This window comes from Leptospira abararensis (assembly GCF_016918735.1).
Taxonomy (GTDB): domain Bacteria; phylum Spirochaetota; class Leptospiria; order Leptospirales; family Leptospiraceae; genus Leptospira_A; species Leptospira_A abararensis.
Genome location: NZ_JAFFPR010000009.1, coordinates 71964 through 91690, shown reverse-complemented (window position 1 = coordinate 91690; position 19727 = coordinate 71964). Strand labels below are relative to the sequence as shown.

Sequence of the window (19727 nt, the reverse complement as noted above, 5' to 3'; positions counted from 1 at the left end):
CTAAACCTTGACTATTTTGATTTCACCGAAAACTGCATGTTGGAGAACTTTGCAGACTCGGATTTTAACAACTTCCAGTACTGCCAGGAAGGCAGCGACGATTTCTTTTTTTTCCGGTTTTTCTGTTTCGAACAAATCCATAAAGTGGATTTCCCCGGTTTTATCTAAAAGATTTCGTAAATATTCCATTTTGTCCTCTACGGAGTATTGGGCCACACCCTCGTAGATCGGTAGAAGGTCTTCTACCTCATTGGAACTTTCTTGTTCCAATATCGAATTAAATGCAGAGATGAGATCCACTAGGCTTACATCCAACCAAACTTCCGTTTCATCCAAAACTTGATTTGTGTCCCGAGTAAACATTCCCGCAGTCAACCGGTCCAGCTCCGCCAAACGTTGTCCGGCCATTTGGAATTTTTTGTGTTCTAGTAGTTTGTCGACTAGTTCTTTGGGTAGAGGAGGATCGTAATCCTCTTCCTCAAAACCAGGATCCGGCAATAAGGCTTTGGATTTTAAATATACCAAATGAGCTGCCATCACGGCAAACTCAGATGTAAGTTCAATCGACAAAGACTGACTCGTTCTCAAAAATTGAATGAAATCGGATGTGATACGCGAAAGGGAGACTTCAAAAATATCCACCTTATAACTATCAATCAGAGACCATAGAACCGTTAGCGGTCCTTCTGTCAATCCTCCGTCCTGGTTCTGCCACCGGACGATAAACTCCGGGGTTTGGGACACGGTTTATAGACCCAGTGCTTTAGCTGCTGCTTGTTGCAATCTTTCTGGCGGGAAAGGTTTTACAACAAAATCCTTTACACCCATTTTGATCGCTTTCGCAAGTAAGTCTTCTTGGCCAAGGGCCGTTACCATAATGATTTTAGCAGAAGCATCAAATTTGATAATTTCCTTTGTCGCTTCAATTCCATCTTTTTCACGCATAGTAATGTCCATAGTGACTAGATCCGGTTTGAGGTTTTTGTATTGTTCTACCGCAATATTACCGTTCTCTGCTTCACCAACGATCTCGTGACCTGCTCCAACTAACGCATCTTTTACGAGCGTTCTCATGAATTTTGCATCATCTACAACCAAAATTCTTGCCATGTTAATTCCCTCTCGACTTTAATAATTCAATCATCTTTGGTACTAATTCATCAACCGGAAGAACAAAATCAATTCCTCCCAGTTCCACTGCAACACGGTTCATTCCATAAACTACCGATGTTGCTTCATTCTGCGCCAAAGTAATACCTCCCTTGGCGTGAATGTTAGTGATTGCTTGTGACCCATCTTTTCCCATACCTGTCATGATCATGGATAAAAGATGATCCCCACCGTAAGCATCCACCAAACTATCAAATAATACTTCAATGGATGGTCTGTGTCCATTGACCTGTCCCGCATGGTTGAGTTCAATGACATGATCTCTTCCCTTTGTGACTACCTTCATTTGGTAATCACCGGGAGCAATGTATGCAGTTCCCGATTGTACAAGATCACCATCTTCCGCTTCTTTCACTTGTATTTTAGACAAGGAATTCAATCTGTCCGCAAACGCCTTCGTAAACCCCGCAGGCATATGTTGTACCACAAAGATTGGTTTTGCAAAGTCTTCAGGAATACTCGCGAAAACAGTCTGCAAAGCTTTTGGTCCCCCAGTTGAGGTCCCAATTCCGATAGCCTCTACTTTGATTGGTTTTTGAAAACTTTTATTTAATTGGCGGTCGGTTCGCTCTGGCCGAACCAAAGTTTCTATACTAGGCAGTCTAGAATCGGAAAATCCTTTGATTTTTGCGGACAATACCGCAGCAATATCTTCCGGCGAGAACTGATTTCCGCTGGATGGCTTTGGAATGAAATCCACTGCCCCCAGTTCCAAAGCCTTGAACGTTGCATCAGCACCATGTTGGGTAAGCACCGAAAGCATAATCACATGACTTGGTAGTTTTAGTTTTTTGATTTCCGCAAGTGCAGTGAGCCCATCCATGATGGGCATCTCAATGTCCAAAACGATAAAGTCTGGCTTTAGTTTCCCTGCTAAATCAATACAATCCATTCCAGTTTTACCGGTAGCAATCACCTGCACTTCATCCTTTTTGGTGAGGGCATCACTTAATATATTCCTCACGAGAAGTGAGTCATCGATAATGGCAACGGTTGGTTTTTTATTCATGATTTATGAATCAAATCTACCAGTTCATCAAAATCAGGCAAGAATACTAAAACACCAATTAGGTTACTACCTTGATGGTTAAACTCTGTGTGCATGGATAAAAATTTGGTTCTTTCTGGTTTTACAATGTCGATCACATCCATAAAACTTCCAGTAATCATTTCTGGAACAGAAGGCAAAATTTCCTTTTTCAATTTATTAGAAAGAGAGTTCATCACACTCGAACAAACGATATTAGAAATTTCAGATAATACGGAAACCATATCTTCGGAAAGTTTGTGGTGGCTACCTTCAGCATATTTTGCATCTTCTGAACCCAAAAGTTCTTTTGCAATTTCCGAACCGTTTTCTTCTGAGAACATCATAAGAAGATTTCCGTTGAGATCTCCAGTCATACGAATTTTCATTCCAAAAAACTGATCCATAGAATATCTGAATTCTTTTGCCAGTCCCTCACGATCGGTAAGTTTGATCTCAGGAATAAACAACTCTACATCTTTACCAACTAACTGAGAAAGAACGACACCGGCATTCATCATACCTGTGTTGACAATGTTCTCTAGTTTTTTGATATCTTTCGAAGACATGATTTCGTTGATTGCATCCGAATTCAATGCTGCTACTTGATTCAATCTTTCTTCTTTTTGTTCTACAAAGCCTTTGATGATTTCTGCAGCTTGTTCTCTTTCTGTCAGTTTGACATTTTCAATTTTAGCTACATCCGCCAAACGATGGATCTCATCTGTTTTGTGATCAACGACAAGAGTAGCTGTGGAGGAATGTGAGGATTCACTTGTATCTCCATTCACAACAGTTTCCGTTTTGATCACTTCGGTTGTGATTTTAAGATTGGTAGCAGGTTCTTCTGCATACACCTCTTCTTTCGGAACAATGATATGTTTTTCGATTTTATGTTTATCTTTTTTGACGCGTGATTTGTCTTTCGCACGCAACTCGATAAGCTTAGCATTATAGCGGTTTGTAGGATGATTGGATTTGAACATAAATTCTGAATCCGACATCTCGAGAGAACGAATGGTAGATGCCCGTTTCATCATCTCACCGGCAACTAACTGATCAGTCCAATCCACTTTGTCCGCAGCAATCTCTACAAGACCAGGGATGTCTAAAACCAGAATGATGGTTCCATCACCCATGATTGTAGCTCCTGTTAAACCTTGAATGTCTTTGAAGTTTTTACCGAGTGATTTGATCACGGTTTCATGTTTTCCAATTAGGTCATCTACCATAAATCCCAGTTTTCTCGTTTTGTAATTCACGATGACAACGGGCACTTCCACCATTTCTTGTTTGTCGGCAAGGCCAAGGATACGATTCAAACGGTAGATTGGTAATACCTCTCCGCGTAAGTTGATGATCTCGTGTCCTTCGAGTGTGGTGATTTGGTCCAAATTGACTTTGATGGTCTCGGAAACTTCCGATAACGGAAACGCATACACTTCCTCTTCCATAATCACGAGGATGGATGGAATGATCGCAAGTGCTTGCGGGAAAGATAGAGTAAAGGAAGAACCTTTTCCTTCTTCGGAATGGATGAGGATTTTGCCCTTGAACTCTTCGATGAGTTTGTTGACAACGTTCATCCCCACACCGCGTCCCGAAATATCGGAAATTTTATCGGCAGTGGAAAAACCAGGAGCAAAGATAAATTGGAAGATATCTGATTCCGAAAGGTTTTGGGCATCGGTCTCATTTACGAGCCCACGTTCGATGGCTTTTTTCAGAATTTTATCTTTGTTTAAGCCCTTCCCATCATCGCGGATTTCCACAAGGATATTGGACCCACCTTGGTAAGCATTGAGTTCCACTGTCCCTTCTTCCGGTTTACCGGAAGACCTTCTTTCCGAAGGCGATTCGATTCCATGATCGACAGAATTACGAATCAAATGGATGAGTGGTTCCCCAATGGCATCGATTACTTTTTTATCGAGTTCTGTATTTTCACCACGTAGGACTAAATTTACTTGTTTTCCAGTTTCTAAAGAAAGGTCACGAATGAGTCGTGTAAACCGATTGAATACAGATCCAATCGGAACCATACGAATGTTCATAATTCCTGTTTGTAAGTCTTTGGAAATTCGATTGATTTGATCGATTTTTCCTTTGAGTTCATTAAAAAGCGAATCTTCCCCAAACTGTGCTACCAAATCATCGTAGATTTTTTGAAATCCGGAGTTTGTGATCACAAGTTCCCCAACGTTATTCATTAGTTGGTCTAGTTTGTCAGAAGAAACTTTAATTGTTCTCATCACTACTTTAGAGTCAGTGACCGCCTTGTCAAAGTTAGCAGGCCCTCTGGAAGCATGTTTGTCTTCTAAATCAGATTGGCCTGAAGGGTGGTTTGTTGTTTGGATTGCTGCAGAATCGGATCTTTTTTCAAGGGCTTCCATTTCTGTTTCTGGAAGTTTAATTTCTTCCACAGAAAGTGAATCCACCATATCAATATTACACTGCACATGTAACTCGTGTCTGTTGAGTTTTGTAACAGTCACAAAGGAAAGAGCAAAACTTCCCTGGCCGTTATCTAAAGCATCTTCGGAAGGATTACATTTGATGATTCCACCCGCTTGTTTGACCGATTGTAAAATGAGAAGAAGGCGAAGGTTTTGCATCGGAGTGTCATCTTTCAATTTCAAATTGACTGCGAATGCCGTAAGATCACTATCCTCTTTTAAAGATTGCCGAATTTCAGAAATTTCCTCTTCTGTGAGAGTGAAAGAAGAACTAGAACTTTCCATAGATTTTCCAGGAGAATTGGACTTAGATGCAACCGAACTAACGCCTGTTTGCGTGGGAGAGGCTTCATAGTCCTGGAGTTTTTTAATCATATCGGTAAAGGGTGTTTCCACCTTAACGCCGTTGGCAACCCCTTCAATCACTTGTTTGATAAGATCAAAACATTCGAATAATAAATTCACCAACTTAACGTTGATTTCTAAGCTCCCTTCTCTAATCTTTTGGAGAAGGTTTTCCATCGTGTGAGATAGATCGGATAAATTATACAACCCAACGAAGGCAGAGGAACTTTTTAAAGAGTGTGCCGCACGAAAGATGTCATTGATGATTTCCGGGTTTTCGTGATCCTTTTCGAGTTTTACCAAATTGGAGTTTAATTCTTCAATTTGATCCTCGGATTCTTCCAGGAAAACTTCTGTGTATTCGCCTAAAATTCCAGCCAATGTCGTATCCCTTTCTCTTTACTTTGCGGATGAAACAAAATCAACGATTTGTTCCAAATCCAAATTCAAAATCAAATGGTCTTCGTATCTAGATACAGATTCAACCATCTTACTATAGTTTAACGACAAGTCATCGGTCGTATAACTGATAAAATCTTTTTGGATTTTAACTACCTGTTTGACTTCATCAACGAGAACACCAATTCGCTTTTCATCTAACATAATCACGATGATACGTGAGATTGGAAAAATTTCAGAATCAGTTCCATGGAATCTTTTTTTCAAATCCACAATGGGGATGATCTCTCCTCGAAGGTTGATCACACCTAAGATGTAATCATCTACGTTGGGAATCCGAGTGATTAAAACTGGTTTTAAAATTTCATGAACCAACAACAATCGAATTCCAAAGAATTCTTTATCAATGGTAAATGTGAGGAACTGTTCCAAGTCTCCCAGATCGGACTCTTGTTCCATTTTGGTTTTTTCCGCCAGGGATGTGAGTAATGTTTCTTGGTCCATATGCTACCTGGAATCCTGTCAGAATCCTACATGGATTCAATCTAAAAACGAATGAATCTGGATTTCCGTAATCATTTTTCCTATTTTTAAATCGTGACTTTCTGGAAGGAATGGGACGGGAAAAAGTTTAGAAAAACTGAGTCCTACTGTTTTCTTTTGGAGTGATTCTGAATTTAAAATGCGATCATAATATCCACCGCCGCGACCCAATCGGTAGCCTTGCTCATGGAAACCCAAAGCCGGAACGATGATTAATTCCGCTTCCTCTACGGAGATCTCCTCATCTCCAATCGGTTCAAAGAGTCCCATAACATTTTTTTCAAAGGAACGTGGCCGAAGAAACCGCAAGTTTTTTCCCTCCTCCATACGGGGGAAGTACCACTCGGCATAATGTCTGGCTTCAATAAAACTCGTGGGTCTAGGGAGAGGACAAGATTCAATGATAGGAAGGACATCTACCTCATAAAGAAGGTCAGGAGAATAGGTGATGATTTTTGATTTTCCCTGTAATATAGGAAACAACCTGCGTAAGATGGCAGCTTCATGATCTTCCCTTTCCGGTAGGTTGGGAAGGTTCTTTTTTAGAATTTCTCTAGCGTCTTTTTTTGAAATTGGATTCAAAAATTGTCCCCAATGATCCCCTCTTCTAAAAGGGATATGATCTTCTTTGTTCGTTCTTCTAGTTCAGGAATTTCATTTGCCTTGGCAGATACTTCCTTCATTTGGAACAGTTCGTCCGCCAAGTTCAAGGCGCATAAAACTGCCAATTTGGTTTTGGATGCTGTAGGAAGTGCTTTGGCCAAATCCAACAGGCGTTGTTCCACGAAATCTGCAACCTCGGAGATGTACCCAGAGGATGCTTCGCCGACAATGGTATAAGTTTCACCAAAGATTTGTTTGGTTATTTTTTGCGGTTGAGGGGCAGACTCTGCCATAAAAATTACTTAGGATCGTCTTCGATAATTAAAAAATCATCGTCGTCGTCAGCATCAAAGACACTGATTGCTTCGTCATCATCGTCAATGATGATGTCATCATCTTCGTCGATGTCAACTGTAGGAACATCTTCTTCCTGTTCCACAACGAGCTCTTCTTTTTCAAAGGAAGCAGAGGCTGGAGACTTTTCCAAAACATCTTCTGTTTGGAATTCGGATTCATCTTCATCGAGTAAAATAATTTCATCGTCCTCGTCTGTCGTCAAACTAGGAACAGCGGCAGCGGCTGCTATTGGAGCAACGGAAGCGGATTCAGAACTAGGTGATTTGGGAGTCGAACTACCGGTTGTAGGAAGGCCGTCCAATCGACCGAGAAGTTGGTGGACTTTGGATTCCAAAAGTCCTTCTCTCTCGCGGAGTTGGTTTAACTCATCCGTCGTCTCTTGGAGCTGAGTGCGAAGTGTTTTTAATTCGCGCTCTTTCTCTTCCATTGCGAGCTTCATTTGGTCATTTTCCGCGCGGAGAGTTTCGTTCTCTGTCTCCAGGCGTGCGTTTTCTGTTCTTAGGTCTTGGATGAGTTCCAAAGCCTTAACAACTTTACTTTCTAGCTCTTCAATGGTTTCGATTTTTAACATGATAACAATCCGATGGAATAGAATAGCCGAGCCATTCTATTCCAATCAAGCACTAATTTACTTAGCGACTTTGGTTTTTTCGACGATGGCGTTGAATACTTCCTTGTGGTTGTAAGCAAGGTCAGCCAAGGTCTTACGATCTAAGTTGATTCCGTGTGTTTTGAGTGCATGGATGAATTTAGAATAAGACATTCCATTTTCTCTCACTGCGGCATTGATTCTCGTAATCCAAAGTTTACGGAATTCGGACTTTTTCTTTCTACGGTCACGGTATGCCCATTGACCAGCTTTCATTACAGCAGATTTTGCTGTTCTGAAAAGTTTAGAACGTCCGCCCCTAAAACCTTTAGCTTTAGCAAGTATTTTCTTTCTACGATTTTTATGAATGGTTCCGTTGACTGCGCGTGGCATCGTTTAACCTCCGTAAGGTAGAAGTTTTTCTACACGGTTATAATCGGTTTCATGGATGACGTGCATTCCACGGCTTTGGTGTTTCATCTTAGGAGATTTTTTCTCCAAGATATGTCTTCGGAACGCACAACCGCGTTTAATTTTACCAGACTTGGTAAACTTAAAACGTTTGGCTGCTGCCCTATTTGTCTTCAGCTTATACATAGTTGTTTTATCCTTTAGGTTTTTCACCAATTGGGTTCATCACGACCACTATCGTCTTTCCGTCGTGTACCGGCATTTTTTCGGGAGAGGCATGCTCTTTTAGGTCCTCGACAAACCGGTTAACAATATTCATTCCAATTTCAGAGTGAACCATCTCTCTGCCTCGGAATCGAAGAGTCACTTTTACCTTATCACCCTTTTGCAAGAATTCTAAAGCATGACGCTTCTTAATCTCGAAGTCATGGTTATCAATCCGCGGGCGGATTTTAATTTCTTTCACCGTGACAACGTGTTGTTTCTTTTTCGCTTCTTTCGTTTTTTTAAGAAGTTCGAATTTGTATTTTCCAAAATCGATCAGCTTACAGACGTGAACATCTTGGTCTCCCGAGACTTCCACCAAATCAAGGTTAGCTTCTTTAGCTCTCTTCAGAGCTTCTTCCAGAGTAACGATGTCGGACCCTTCGTCAGAGACGAGTCGGATCGATGCTACATTGGTAATTTGTTCGTTAATTCTGATGTGGGCGAATTTATCTTGGTTTGGGTTCCCTCTAGGGTTGGGCCGTTTCTGCATTCAGTCTCCGAAATTTCTTTCAATTTCCAATTTCGGTGTAAAATCCAGGCGAGCAAGTACATTTCTTTACAAATTGTCAGGGAGGCGGGGTTAAAGCGATCCGGAGGGGCCTTCCCAAACAACAAGTTCTAAATATAAGGAGTCGGAATCTAAGATTTCGGGCAAAATAGGAACTAGAGAGACTAAATCCCCATGATTTCCCATTCCCATACAAGAACCTCCATGGCAAAGTTGTCCTTCTCCATTGTAAACGGCGTATTGGATCAAGTGGTCGAAGGTTTTTGTGCTTTGTCTGGGAGATTGGGACTGGACTAAAGCAAGGTAGGTCAAACCTTCACTTTGTCTCCTTTCCAGTCGGATGCGTACGCGGTTTTCTTTGGTGAGGGGCTCTGTTGCCAAAAGGAGATCTCCCTTTCCTGGATTCCATTTTTGGAAACTATAGGATCCGACCAAACCGCCCTCCCGCTTCCATTCATACTTGGTTTCCGTTTTCGGTTTTTGTTTGGATGAAACCATGGTCTCTCTCGGACGGGAATCTTCCCAACCATACGAAGTAATTCCTACTGAGACTCTTGTAATTTCTGTGATAGGAAAAGGAAAACGACTCCAAAGACCAGGAACATCGTAACACTCCCAAGGTTGGATGATGTGTTCGCAAGTTTGGCTGGAGAGAAGACGGTTTCTGGAATCATAAAAAGCAGCAACCACATAAAGAACAACAGGCGATGCCCCCAGGTTTTGTCCTCCTGTGATGACAATGCTTGGACAATCAAACTTTAGATCCCGACCAAGCCCATCTACAAATTGCATGGGACTTACTTTCCAACCCACAGTCAATCCTTCCGCAAAGGGAAGAAGTTGCATGGGAATGGCGTCGAACGCATCACGCGCATCATACGGTGGATGGATGGGGAGATCCAGGTAGTAGGCGACCGGATCCATCTGTTTGGTTAAGATCAGGTTTTGGGACACTGGAGGGAGCGTAACTCTCCCCCAAGTGTTAGTCAAGAAATTTCTTTATCTAAAGATCGCCCTTTAAAAGAGAAAGGAATCCATCACGAGAAACTGTTTCCGTAGTTTCTTCACCCATACGTCGGAAGGAAATCGATCCTGCTTCTTTTTCTTTATCGCCTAATATCAAAGTATAACTACTTCGCTTTAGGATGGAATCCCTAATTTTACTCCCGATCTTTTCGTTTCGAATATCAAGTTCGACCCGGAAACCCTGCATTACCAAATCCTGATGTACTTCCTTAGCATAATCACTATGAATTTCTGCCACAGTTAAGACACGGATTTGTGTCGGATTGAGCCAGAGAGGAAACTTTCCTTCAAAGTGTTCGATAAGAATTCCAATGAATCTTTCGAGGGATCCGTAGATGGCTCTGTGGATCATGACTGGTGCATGTTTTTTTCCATCGGATGCAGTGAAGTCGAGCTCAAATCGATTCGGCATAGAAAAATCAATTTGAACGGTTCCGCATTGCCAAAGTCTTCCGAGGGAATCCTTAATATTGAATTCAATTTTGGGACCATAAAAAGCGCCGTCCCCTTCTTTGATTCCGTATTCGATTCCTTTTTTCTTTAAAGCATCGTGTAATGCTTGTGTTGCGAGGTTCCAATCTTCATCACTGCCTTGGGACTTTTCTGGCCTTGTGGCAATGAAGGTTTTGAATTCAGTAAATCCAAATTTTTTATACACATCGAAAGTAAAGTCGATGATGTCTTCTACTTCGGATTCTACTTTTTCGAGGGGAGCATAGATATGGGCATCGTCTTGGGTAAAGGCGCGGACACGAAAAAGACCATGTAAAACACCTGACATTTCATGTCTGTGGACATTTCCCAGTTCCATAAACCTTAGAGGAAGTTCCCTGTAAGAATGCATATGGTATTTATATATCAAACAACATCCAGGACAGTTCATGGGTTTGACTGCAAATTCACTTTCATCGATGTCAGTGAAGTACATATTTTCCTTAAAATTGTCCCAGTGGCCCGATTTTTTCCAAAGGCTGGAATTTAAGATGGCAGGAGTTTTAATTTCCTGATACCCACGGCGAAAACATTCTTCCCTAATGTAAGAAGCAAGAGTGTTCCAAAGCACAGTTCCTTTAGGATGCCAAAAAGGAAAACCGGGAGCTTCGTCTTGGAAACTAAAAAGATCCAGTTCTTTTCCCAGTTTTCTATGGTCTCTTTTTTTAGCCTCTTCGATAAGAAATATATATTCGTCTAACTGCTTTTTGGTGGGGAAAGACACACCATAAATACGAGTGAGTTGTTTGTTTTTGGAATCCCCTTTCCAGTAAGCACCGGAAATGGCAGTGAGTTTGAAAGCTTTGAGTTGGCCAGTCCTCGCCACATGAGGCCCACGGCAAAGGTCATACCATTCCCCTTGTCCGTATAACGAAACCGATGCGGAATCAAAACCTTGGATGAGTTCTACTTTATAAGGTTCGTTTTCTTTTTTAAATTTTTCTATCGCTTCTTCTTTAGAAAGTTCCCAACGTTTGACTGTTAGATCTTCCTTTACAATTTTTGCCATCTCGGCTTCAATTTTAGGAAGGTCTTCCGGTGTGAGAACCGTATCACCAAAGTCGATATCATAAAAGAAAAAACCAGGGCCGTTTTCAATCACAGGACCTACGGTTAGGCGTGCTTCTTTCCAAAGGCGTTGCACCGCCATTCCGAGTAAGTGCGCAGAAGAATGGTGGAAAACTTCTTTTCCTTCCGTGTCATCAAAGGTGAGAAACTTTACCGTAGTGTTTGTCTCTGGGACAAAAGAAAGGTCAACCGTGCGACCATCGGACAAAACAACGGCAAGAGCTTTCTCTTTCAAGAAAGGCAGTTGGGTCTGGATGAAATCAGAAAAGGATTTACCGGATTCTAGTTCTTTGGAACTTCCATCTGGTAGTGTGATTGTAAGTGCTGCCATAATTCTATACCCAAGTTTTCGCACTGACCCTATCCCGAAAAGTAAAGTTTTACCAGAGTTTGCCGGATTCCAATGATTCTATTATTTTCTTAAAACTTTCCTCCACCGATTCTTTCCGACCAAATCCTCCCGCCTCCTCTAGGACAATAAACCCATGGAGAAGGGAACGTAAAATTCGTATTCTGTGAACTGCCGATTCGTCCAAAACCGGGAACCGGAAGACATCCAGACATAGATCCAAAAAACGATCTCCGAGTGGTTTTAATTCTGGATCTAACTCTGTGGATTCAATGGTGAGTGGATAAAACTGTGGATGGGTCTTTGCAAAACTTCTGTAAACATTCAGAAAATCAGAAATTCGATTCTCGTCAGAATTTTGATTTTTAATTTTAAGATACAGCCTATCCACTAACAACTGCATGGACCTGCGTTTCATTTCACGGCGTATTTCCTCCATATCTTGGATATGGTTGTAAAGGGAGGGGGTTCGAATTCCCAAGATTTCCGCAAGTTTTGCTAACCGAAATTCGCTCCATCCCTCTTGTGTTATCAAATCCCAGGCTCTGTCCAAAACCAAATCTCGAGTGATCTGTGTTTGGCCTTTTTTGGGACGGCCCGGTTTGTGTTTTATTTTTTTTGCCATAACTTCTGTACGTCGGTGAAAAATTTGGTTGGTTCTTCTACGAAAGGATAGTGACCTGCACCTTCATACATACGCACTTCCCCACCGAGAGTTTTAGCGATCCATTCCGCCTCTTCTTTCGGTGATTCAAAATCAGGATCTTTAGTTCCCATCACCACAATCGCATTTCCAGAAACCAATTTTAGAGCGTCTTCACATTCTGTTTTTGGTGCCAGTAACATAGATCTAACAGCCGCCATACGGCCATCTTCCGACAAATTATTTTTAAGTTTTTCGGAACGTTCCTTTAAATCTTTTGGAGGATTCACTGGAAATAGAGATTCATAAAACGAAACCCAAGCTCCTGGTCCCCAGGGACCACGAAAAGCCAGTTGGATTAATGTTTTCATTCCGAAAGACAAAGGTGATTTGTCGCGCACAAAGGGACCGGACAATACAAGGCCAAGAACTCTCTTTTTTTCCATAGAACGAATGTACACGGCCGATGCTGCCGTCATCGAATTGGCAATGATATATACATTTTCTAAATTTTTCTCACGGATAAAAGCAAGAATGTCATCTGCGGTTTCTTTGGGACCATAGGAAGAAAAACTAACATCGGATTCTCCAAGCCCCCGTAAATCAAAACAATAAACAGAATTTTCTTTTGCTAAAAGTAGACTCAATTCAAAGTAACTTTCTTTTCTGTCACCAATTCCTGGTAATAAGATCAGGTTTCGTTTTCCATCACCAGTTTTCGAATAAGCAATTTTACCTTCTTTTGTCTGAAAATAAGAAGTTGTGATTGGAGATCCGAGTAGTGAACCATTCATCCAAAAAAGACAAGGAAACAACATTAGGTAGAAGAGGCTGAGTTTGTGGTAGATTTCTTTCATAAAACTAATAATATTAGTTTATTTAACTAATGCAATTAGTTTTTCACTTGTTTTGACAAAAATCAGGTCAATTTTCACAAAACCTTAACTTTTCTGACTTGCACTGACCTTAGAGAGATTGGATTCTTAAATTACCTAAATAGTGCGGTGATTCATGTCGATTGTTACCTTCGAAGACAAAGAAAATTTTCCCTTAGAAACAAACAAACCGGGAGTCACAATCCTCGAGACAGCTCTCAAACACGATTACCCGCTCTATCACCTCTGCGGAGGAAATGCCAAATGTACAACATGTCGGGTGTTTATCACAGAAGGCCTAGACCATCTGAGCCATCGAAATGAAAGAGAACAAATACTTGCCGATCGAAAGGGTTGGCCTTCGGAAATTCGACTCGCTTGCCAAACAGAAGTTTTTGGGGATGTATCACTCAGACGGATCATCAAAGACAATAAAGATTTAAAAACAGTAACCAGTGAATCCAAATCTTCAAAAACTGGGGAAGAGTGTTATGCGGTGATTCTATTTCTTGATATCAAAGGTTTCACTGCATTTACCGAAGCAAGTTTACCTTATGATGTTGTTTTTGTTCTCAACCGTTTCTTTCAAGAAATGAGCGAACCCATCTTAAATAATGGAGGGGGAATCGATAAATTTATCGGAGATGGAATTTTGGCTTTTTTCCAAATCAAAAACAAAGACCAACTAAAAACGGCAAACGAAGAAGGTCTCAAAGAAGCAAAACGGGAGACCATTCATTCCGCAATCCGAGCATGTCTACGTATGTTTGACCAATTGAAAAAATTTAATTTAGAAATGAAGGATCGGTTTAACTTTAGTTTTGACATTCGCATCGGCCTCCATGCGGGGAATGTCATTTACGGGGATATTGGACATTCGGAATACAAAAGCCAAACGGTTCTTGGCGATACTGTGAATGTGGCAAGCCGCCTCGAAGCATTGAATAAAAAAACAAACACTCAGTTTTTAGTCTCAGATGAAATATACAATTTGATCGGTTCTTCCCTTTCTGTGAATAAAAAAGTAATCACAAGGTTACGGGGAAAGTCAGAAAAGATGACAGCCTACTCTGTCCTTGGCTTTAGGAAACCTGACCCCATCTTAGAAATTCAAAAATCTTTTGATCATGTTTTAGAATACAATCCTCATTGGATCGAAAGTTATCTTGAAAAATTGGAAAACTTCACCAAGGAAAATACAACGCCAAACCAAATTGGAGATGAAGGAAATTTTCCCATTTCGCAAGAAGAGTTTTTAAACTCTATCGAATCCATCATTGAAAAGTTAGGAAACCCTATCTCTGTAAAAAAAGAAGTTTCAAAACTTGCTTCTATTTACGAATCCCTTGGTATATCTAAAAAAGACCTTCCAAAATTGGTTCCCATCCTCCTCTCAACTCTCCGAGAAAATCTTCCTTCGGAATGGAACCCTCATCTAGAAACCATCTGGACCCAAGTCATCATGGATTTGACTATAGAAACCATTGAATCTTGAAATGACCTTGCCTTTCCATAGGAACCATGCCTTTTAATTAGATAAATATCAATGCCTTCCCAATCAAAATCCAATCCATCTCAAAACTGGTTACGGCTATCAAATATCATTCGGCAACTGATTCAGTCCAAACAAGGACCAACTGCCATCCGTTACGGGATTATACTCGTGATCCTTGTAATTTTGTTTAATGTTTTTAATGTGATCAATAGTTATGTGGGAAGAGACTTTATCTCTTCTATTGAACAAAAAAATACCAATGCATTTTATACCAGCGCACTACTGTATGCGTTGGTATTTTTAATTTCTTCTGTCATCGGGTCTGTCTATCGGTATGCGGAAGAAAGGCTTGGTATCCTTTGGCGGGAACAACTCACTTGGCGATTGACAGAAAATTATCTAACAGAACGAACTTACCATCAAATCATTGGCAGACCGGGGATCGAAAATCCCGACCAAAGGATTACAGATGATGTCAAATCCTTTACCACAACGACAATCTCTTTCAGCTTACTCTTTATAGGTGGAGTTTTTTCAGCAATTTCCTTTTCGGGAGTTTTATGGAGTATAAACCCGATTCTTTTTCTTGTAGCCGTGGCTTACGCTGTGGCCGGAACTATCTCCACCATCTTTCTTGGGAAATCACTCATTCGTATTAATTATGATCAATTGGATATGGAAGCAAGTTATAGAGCTGACCTACTCCATATCCGCCAACATGCGGAGTCTATTGCCGTTACACACAGAGAAGCAAGGATGTCTGTTCGATTGAAATCAAGGCTACGGAAGTTAGTCAATAACTTTAGAAAACTGATCTCTGTAAACCTGAAACTCAGTCTATTCACGAATAATTATAATTATTTCATTCAGATCATACCCATGTTTATCATAGCTCCTAGTTATATAAGAGGGGAAATTGAATTTGGTGTGATCACACAAGCGGCCCTTGCATTTACCACCCTGCTCAATGCATTTTCCTTGATTGTCACACAATTTCAATCCATCTCTGCTTTCTCAGCTGTTGTTAAACGTTTGCATTCCCTGGATACCGCTATGTTACATTCTGAAACAGAATCTAAAACAGTAAGAGAATCCAATTACAACGCCGATGAAATTGATTTTGAAAATTTCACATTGTATTCCAATGACAAATCGAAACTTCTCGTAGACAACCTAAAGCTAACTATTCATAGACATGAACGTTGGCTTGTCACTTCCCTGGATGAAACGGTGAAACTAAGTTTATTTCGTTCGATTGCCGGTATCAGCAATCACTCCGAAGGCAGAATTAAAAAACCAAATTGGGAAGAGATCCTTTTTCTCCCCGAACAACCCTACCTACCTCCCGGAAGACTTCGTAATGTCATTGTTCCTGCCTATTTGAATTTAGAAGTCTCCGATGCAGAGGTTCTGAAAGAATTAAAATATATGGGGCTTGAATCTTTGGTTCGCAGGTTTGGGGGTTTAAGAGCCTTAAAAGAATGGGACGAGGAACTTTCGTTAGCTGAAAAATACAAAATTGCAATCATCCGCATTCTTTTTGTGAAACCAAAGTTTCTCATTCTCGACAGGCCTGGGTCTAGTTTAGGTAAATTTGAAATTTCAAAACTATTAAAATTATTTCACAGGCTGGGAGTGGCAACTGTTGTCATCGCAAAAGACGAAGAAACTGCTTTGGAATACGACTACCACTTAAACATTTCTCACTTCGGGAAATGGACTCTTTCACCACTCCATCTAACAAACAATAACCTATGATCCAAACCATTCAAAACCAGTCCGGATTAAAGTTTCATTTTCTATCCAATGGAAATCTTCATTCCATTCGTTTCCATGATTTACTGGTAAACCTGTATTTAGGCAACGAGATGGAACCCAGCGTGAGTAATATTTACTTGAGGATTCATACTAAAAACGAACTTCTGGTTTTCCCTTTACTCGGGCCAAAATCAAATTCATTGTTCCAAATTTCCGAATCTAGTTATCTTTCGGAAGGAAGCTGTCATAAGATAGATTTTACATTGTATTTGGAACTCCATCCGAACGAACCTATCTGGAAATACCAAGTCGTACTCACAAACCAAAATGATCACTCGCTACTTTGTGATTTGGTTTATGTGCAAGATATTGGAATTTGCGAATACTCAGCTTCAAGACTGAATGAATATTTTGTCTGCCATTACATCCATCACGAACCCATTTTTTCCAAAGATTTTGGTTATGGAATCCTATCTAGACAAAATGAATTGGTATCAGGAAAACATCCTGCCAGTTTTTTATTTAGTTCCGAACGCATTAGTTCTTATGTTACCGATGGTTTGGATTTATATCCAAATGGTTTAAACAACCCTTTACTCGGCAAACGAAGACAAGGTGAACATTCTATAATAGGTTTAGAAAGAGAAGCATTCACTCTAAAACCAAGGGAGAGTCAAAGTTCTTCTTTTTATGGATCACTCTTTTCAAATCTAGAAACTCTAAAATCATTTAACGAAACCGGATCGTTCATTGAAAAAACCATCACCAACCGGAAAAAGATCCCAAATATAGAGTTACCTTTTTCACCATCCATTCCGAGTTTTTTCACTTCCGCCAAACCAAAATATGGCGACAAAGCAACCGAATTGGATTTAAAATCCTTTTTTCCGAATCCTTGGAGAGAAGTAGAAAAAGATGATACCGGATCTATTTTATCTTTTTTTACAAATGAATCCACCCATGTGGTCTTAAAAGAAAAGGAATCCCTTTGTTTACGTCCCCACGGACAAATCCTTAGGACAGGACTCACCTTAAGGCCGGACGAATCCTCTCTAACCACTACCTGTTATTACAAAGGAATTTTTTTATCCCAACTCACAGAGGGCCATACCAGTATAAACCAATACCTATCAAGAAACCATAGTTATATTGGATTATTTCACTCTTACGGGTTTCGTATTTTTAGAGAGGAAGATTCCGAATTGGCACTCCTAGATTCTCCTTCTTTCGTAATCATGGAGCCCCATCGAATGGAATGGATTTATCTTTGGAATAAAGAAAAATTACAGATTCAAGTCAAAACAACGAAAGATCATAAAATCAACTTCCAATTAAAAACAACAGAAAAAAATTCGAGAAATTACCTACTCTCCTTTCCTATCGCACTCGATGGCGACAACGGTTCTTTAGAAGAACCTCCAATTATAGTTACAAACAAAACAAAGATCCAAATCCAACCAAATCCCGAATCTTCCCTCTACCAAAGGTTAGATGGCAAAGGATTCCAAATCGAATCCGAATCCTTAAACACTTGGGAAATCTCTGATGATCGATTTTTATTCCCCGATGGTAAGTCTAGGAATCAGTCCTATCTCACAGCACGGGTATCTGTAAATTCTTATTTAAGATTTACCATCCAAGGAAATTTGGAAACTTCATTTCAAAATTACCAAGAAATCGAAAAACAAAATGTTTCCTTTTCCTTTTCGTCACCTAACGACAAAATCCAGAATGCAAAATTTCATTGTTTACAACAAATTCAGGAAATTCTCCCTTGGTTCGAACAAAATGCACGCATCCACTATTTGAATCCGAGAGGACTCGAACAGTACTCGGGTGGTGGATGGGGCACAAGAGATGTATGCCAAGGAGCTTTTGAATTTTTACTCGCAATGGGAGAGGCGGAATCTTGCCGTAGTTTACTTTATAAGGTATTCCAAGAACAAAATGAAGATGGAGATTGGCCACAATGGTTTATGCTCTATCCACGTGACCAAAAGATTCGAGCCAGTGATTCCCATGGAGATATTATCTATTGGCCGATCCTTGCTCTAAGCTCTTATTTAGAAAGAACCAATGACTTAGACTTTCTAAAAGAAACAACAACTGGACCCCACCGCCCCAAGCCAAGGACCATCCTTCAGGCCATTGACAAAACGATATCTCTAATGAACGATCGTTTGGTTCCCACCACCAAACTTCCAATCTATGGAAACGGCGATTGGAATGATTCTTTACAGCCGGTTCGTGCTGAGTTTCGGACCCATGCAGTAAGCACTTGGACGGCAGAATTACAATCCATTACCTATAAAGCACTGATCACAATATTTCACCTAACAAACCAAAGCGAAAGACAAAAAAACTTCGAAACCGAACTGGCAACATTGGAACAAAACATCAAAGAACATTGTATGGCAGATGGAATCTTATCCGGGTTACGCTATTTTTCAGACGACGATTCGCAAAAATTCTACTTACATCCATCCGATAAAAAAACGGGAATTCATTACAGTGTCCTTCCCATGATTTACGGAATTCTGTCCGAAGTTTTAGACGAGAAGGAAGTGGAAACCCATCTTTCCCTAATTAAAAGTTTCCTTATGGGACCTGACGGAGTCCGGCTTTTTGATTCCCCAATTCCCTATTCTGACGGGGAAAGTAAAGAATTTAAACGGGCAGAAACTGCCAGTTACTTTGGCAGGGAAATTGGACTCATTTACACACATGCTCATTTACGTTATTGTGAAGCACTCTCTCATCTGGGTAGGTCAGAAGAATTCTTTTATCACCTAAATTTGGTGAACCCTATTGGAATCCAAAAGAAAATTCCACAGGCAACAAGAAGACAATCTAACTGTTATTATTCGAGTTCGGATGCTTTATTTTTGGATCGTTACCAAGCAAGTAAAGAATACAAAGAAATATTATCGGGCAATGTTCCACTAGAAGGCGGTTGGAGGGTCTATTCAAGTGGACCAGGGATTTATATCAGACTAGTATATGAATGTCTGTTCGGAATCAAAGTTTATTATGATGGAATTGAATTTGATCCCACGCTCCCAAAGGGTTTGGATGGATTACAAAAGAATATTCAACTGCGAGAGAAAAATCTTACGATTCTCTATGAAGTGGAATCTGATAACGCCACAGTGGAATCAGTAATTTTGAACCAAAAATCTATTCCTTTTGTTAGGAAAAATAATCATTACCGTAGAGGTGGTGTTCGGATCCAATTTTCTGATTTGGAATTGTTTCTAAAAGAGGATAACAATCAGCTAACGTTATTGTTACGATAAAAATAAAAAACGTGCAAGGGAATATTCCCCTACACGTTTTCCGATTTTTC

18 protein-coding genes are annotated in these 19727 nt (G+C 40.4%); 3 read left to right on the top strand and 15 right to left on the bottom strand.

From position 1 onward, the window contains the following. The 15 genes from JWG40_RS02970 to JWG40_RS02900 all read right to left on the bottom strand — a co-directional run bounded on the left by JWG40_RS02970 (position 1) and on the right by JWG40_RS02900 (position 13110). Positions 1–744, bottom strand: a complete 744-nt coding sequence (locus tag JWG40_RS02970) for a segregation and condensation protein A (RefSeq protein ID WP_205284380.1) — start codon at positions 742–744, stop codon at positions 1–3. Between the two features lie 3 nt (positions 745–747). Further along, on the bottom strand, positions 748–1110 hold the full coding sequence (locus JWG40_RS02965; RefSeq protein WP_002975323.1) for a response regulator: 363 nt from the start codon (positions 1108–1110) through the stop codon (positions 748–750). A gap of 1 nt (position 1111) precedes the next feature. Continuing rightward, positions 1112–2179 (bottom strand): protein-glutamate methylesterase/protein-glutamine glutaminase, encoded by a 1068-nt coding sequence (locus tag JWG40_RS02960; protein WP_205284379.1) that lies wholly within the window; start codon positions 2177–2179, stop codon positions 1112–1114. Next, positions 2176–5379: a chemotaxis protein CheW gene (locus tag JWG40_RS02955; RefSeq protein WP_205284378.1), complete on the bottom strand. Its 3204-nt coding sequence runs from the start codon at positions 5377–5379 to the stop codon at positions 2176–2178. The genes JWG40_RS02960 and JWG40_RS02955 overlap by 4 nt, the downstream gene beginning before the upstream one ends. Positions 5380–5397: 18 nt before the next feature. After that, complete coding sequence (locus JWG40_RS02950; protein WP_002975301.1) at positions 5398–5901, bottom strand: chemotaxis protein CheW; 504 nt, start codon at positions 5899–5901, stop codon at positions 5398–5400. A gap of 36 nt (positions 5902–5937) precedes the next feature. Further along, on the bottom strand, positions 5938–6522 hold the full coding sequence (locus tag JWG40_RS02945) for a 5-formyltetrahydrofolate cyclo-ligase (protein ID WP_205284377.1): 585 nt from the start codon (positions 6520–6522) through the stop codon (positions 5938–5940). Further along, positions 6519–6836 (bottom strand): cell division protein ZapA, encoded by a 318-nt coding sequence (locus JWG40_RS02940; RefSeq protein WP_205284376.1) that lies wholly within the window; start codon positions 6834–6836, stop codon positions 6519–6521. The genes JWG40_RS02945 and JWG40_RS02940 overlap by 4 nt, the downstream gene beginning before the upstream one ends. Positions 6837–6841: 5 nt before the next feature. Continuing rightward, positions 6842–7471 carry a hypothetical protein gene (locus JWG40_RS02935; protein ID WP_205284375.1) on the bottom strand — a complete coding sequence of 210 codons (630 nt, stop codon included), beginning with the start codon at positions 7469–7471 and terminating at the stop codon, positions 6842–6844. Between the two features lie 57 nt (positions 7472–7528). Then, a complete protein-coding gene (gene rplT, locus JWG40_RS02930; protein WP_002988099.1) occupies positions 7529–7882 on the bottom strand; it encodes a 50S ribosomal protein L20 in 354 nt (117 codons plus the stop codon). Positions 7883–7885: 3 nt separating this feature from the next. Next, a complete protein-coding gene (gene rpmI / locus JWG40_RS02925; RefSeq protein ID WP_002975302.1) occupies positions 7886–8086 on the bottom strand; it encodes a 50S ribosomal protein L35 in 201 nt (66 codons plus the stop codon). A gap of 7 nt (positions 8087–8093) precedes the next feature. Continuing rightward, positions 8094–8657 carry a translation initiation factor IF-3 gene (infC, locus tag JWG40_RS02920; RefSeq protein WP_002975194.1) on the bottom strand — a complete coding sequence of 188 codons (564 nt, stop codon included), beginning with the start codon at positions 8655–8657 and terminating at the stop codon, positions 8094–8096. Positions 8658–8747: 90 nt separating this feature from the next. Beyond that, a complete protein-coding gene (locus tag JWG40_RS02915) occupies positions 8748–9629 on the bottom strand; it encodes a hypothetical protein (RefSeq protein ID WP_205284374.1) in 882 nt (293 codons plus the stop codon). Positions 9630–9678: 49 nt separating this feature from the next. Continuing rightward, on the bottom strand, positions 9679–11592 hold the full coding sequence (thrS, locus tag JWG40_RS02910; RefSeq protein WP_205284373.1) for a threonine--tRNA ligase: 1914 nt from the start codon (positions 11590–11592) through the stop codon (positions 9679–9681). A gap of 49 nt (positions 11593–11641) precedes the next feature. After that, positions 11642–12235, bottom strand: coding sequence for a TetR/AcrR family transcriptional regulator (locus JWG40_RS02905; RefSeq protein ID WP_205284372.1), 594 nt, complete (start codon positions 12233–12235; stop codon positions 11642–11644). Continuing rightward, positions 12220–13110 (bottom strand): alpha/beta fold hydrolase, encoded by an 891-nt coding sequence (locus JWG40_RS02900; RefSeq protein ID WP_205284371.1) that lies wholly within the window; start codon positions 13108–13110, stop codon positions 12220–12222. Before JWG40_RS02900 ends, JWG40_RS02905 begins: the two co-directional genes overlap by 16 nt. A gap of 154 nt (positions 13111–13264) precedes the next feature. Between JWG40_RS02900 and JWG40_RS02895 the strand changes: the two genes are divergently transcribed. From JWG40_RS02895 to JWG40_RS02885, 3 genes are read left to right on the top strand one after another with little or no spacing between them, the layout of a single operon-like run. Continuing rightward, positions 13265–14623 (top strand): adenylate/guanylate cyclase domain-containing protein, encoded by a 1359-nt coding sequence (locus JWG40_RS02895; protein ID WP_205284370.1) that lies wholly within the window; start codon positions 13265–13267, stop codon positions 14621–14623. 51 nt (positions 14624–14674) lie between these two features. Further along, positions 14675–16381 (top strand): ABC transporter ATP-binding protein/permease, encoded by a 1707-nt coding sequence (locus JWG40_RS02890; RefSeq protein ID WP_205284369.1) that lies wholly within the window; start codon positions 14675–14677, stop codon positions 16379–16381. Beyond that, on the top strand, positions 16378–19677 hold the full coding sequence (locus tag JWG40_RS02885) for a GH36-type glycosyl hydrolase domain-containing protein (protein ID WP_205284368.1): 3300 nt from the start codon (positions 16378–16380) through the stop codon (positions 19675–19677). The genes JWG40_RS02890 and JWG40_RS02885 overlap by 4 nt, the downstream gene beginning before the upstream one ends. The last annotated feature ends 50 nt before the right edge of the window (positions 19678–19727 follow it).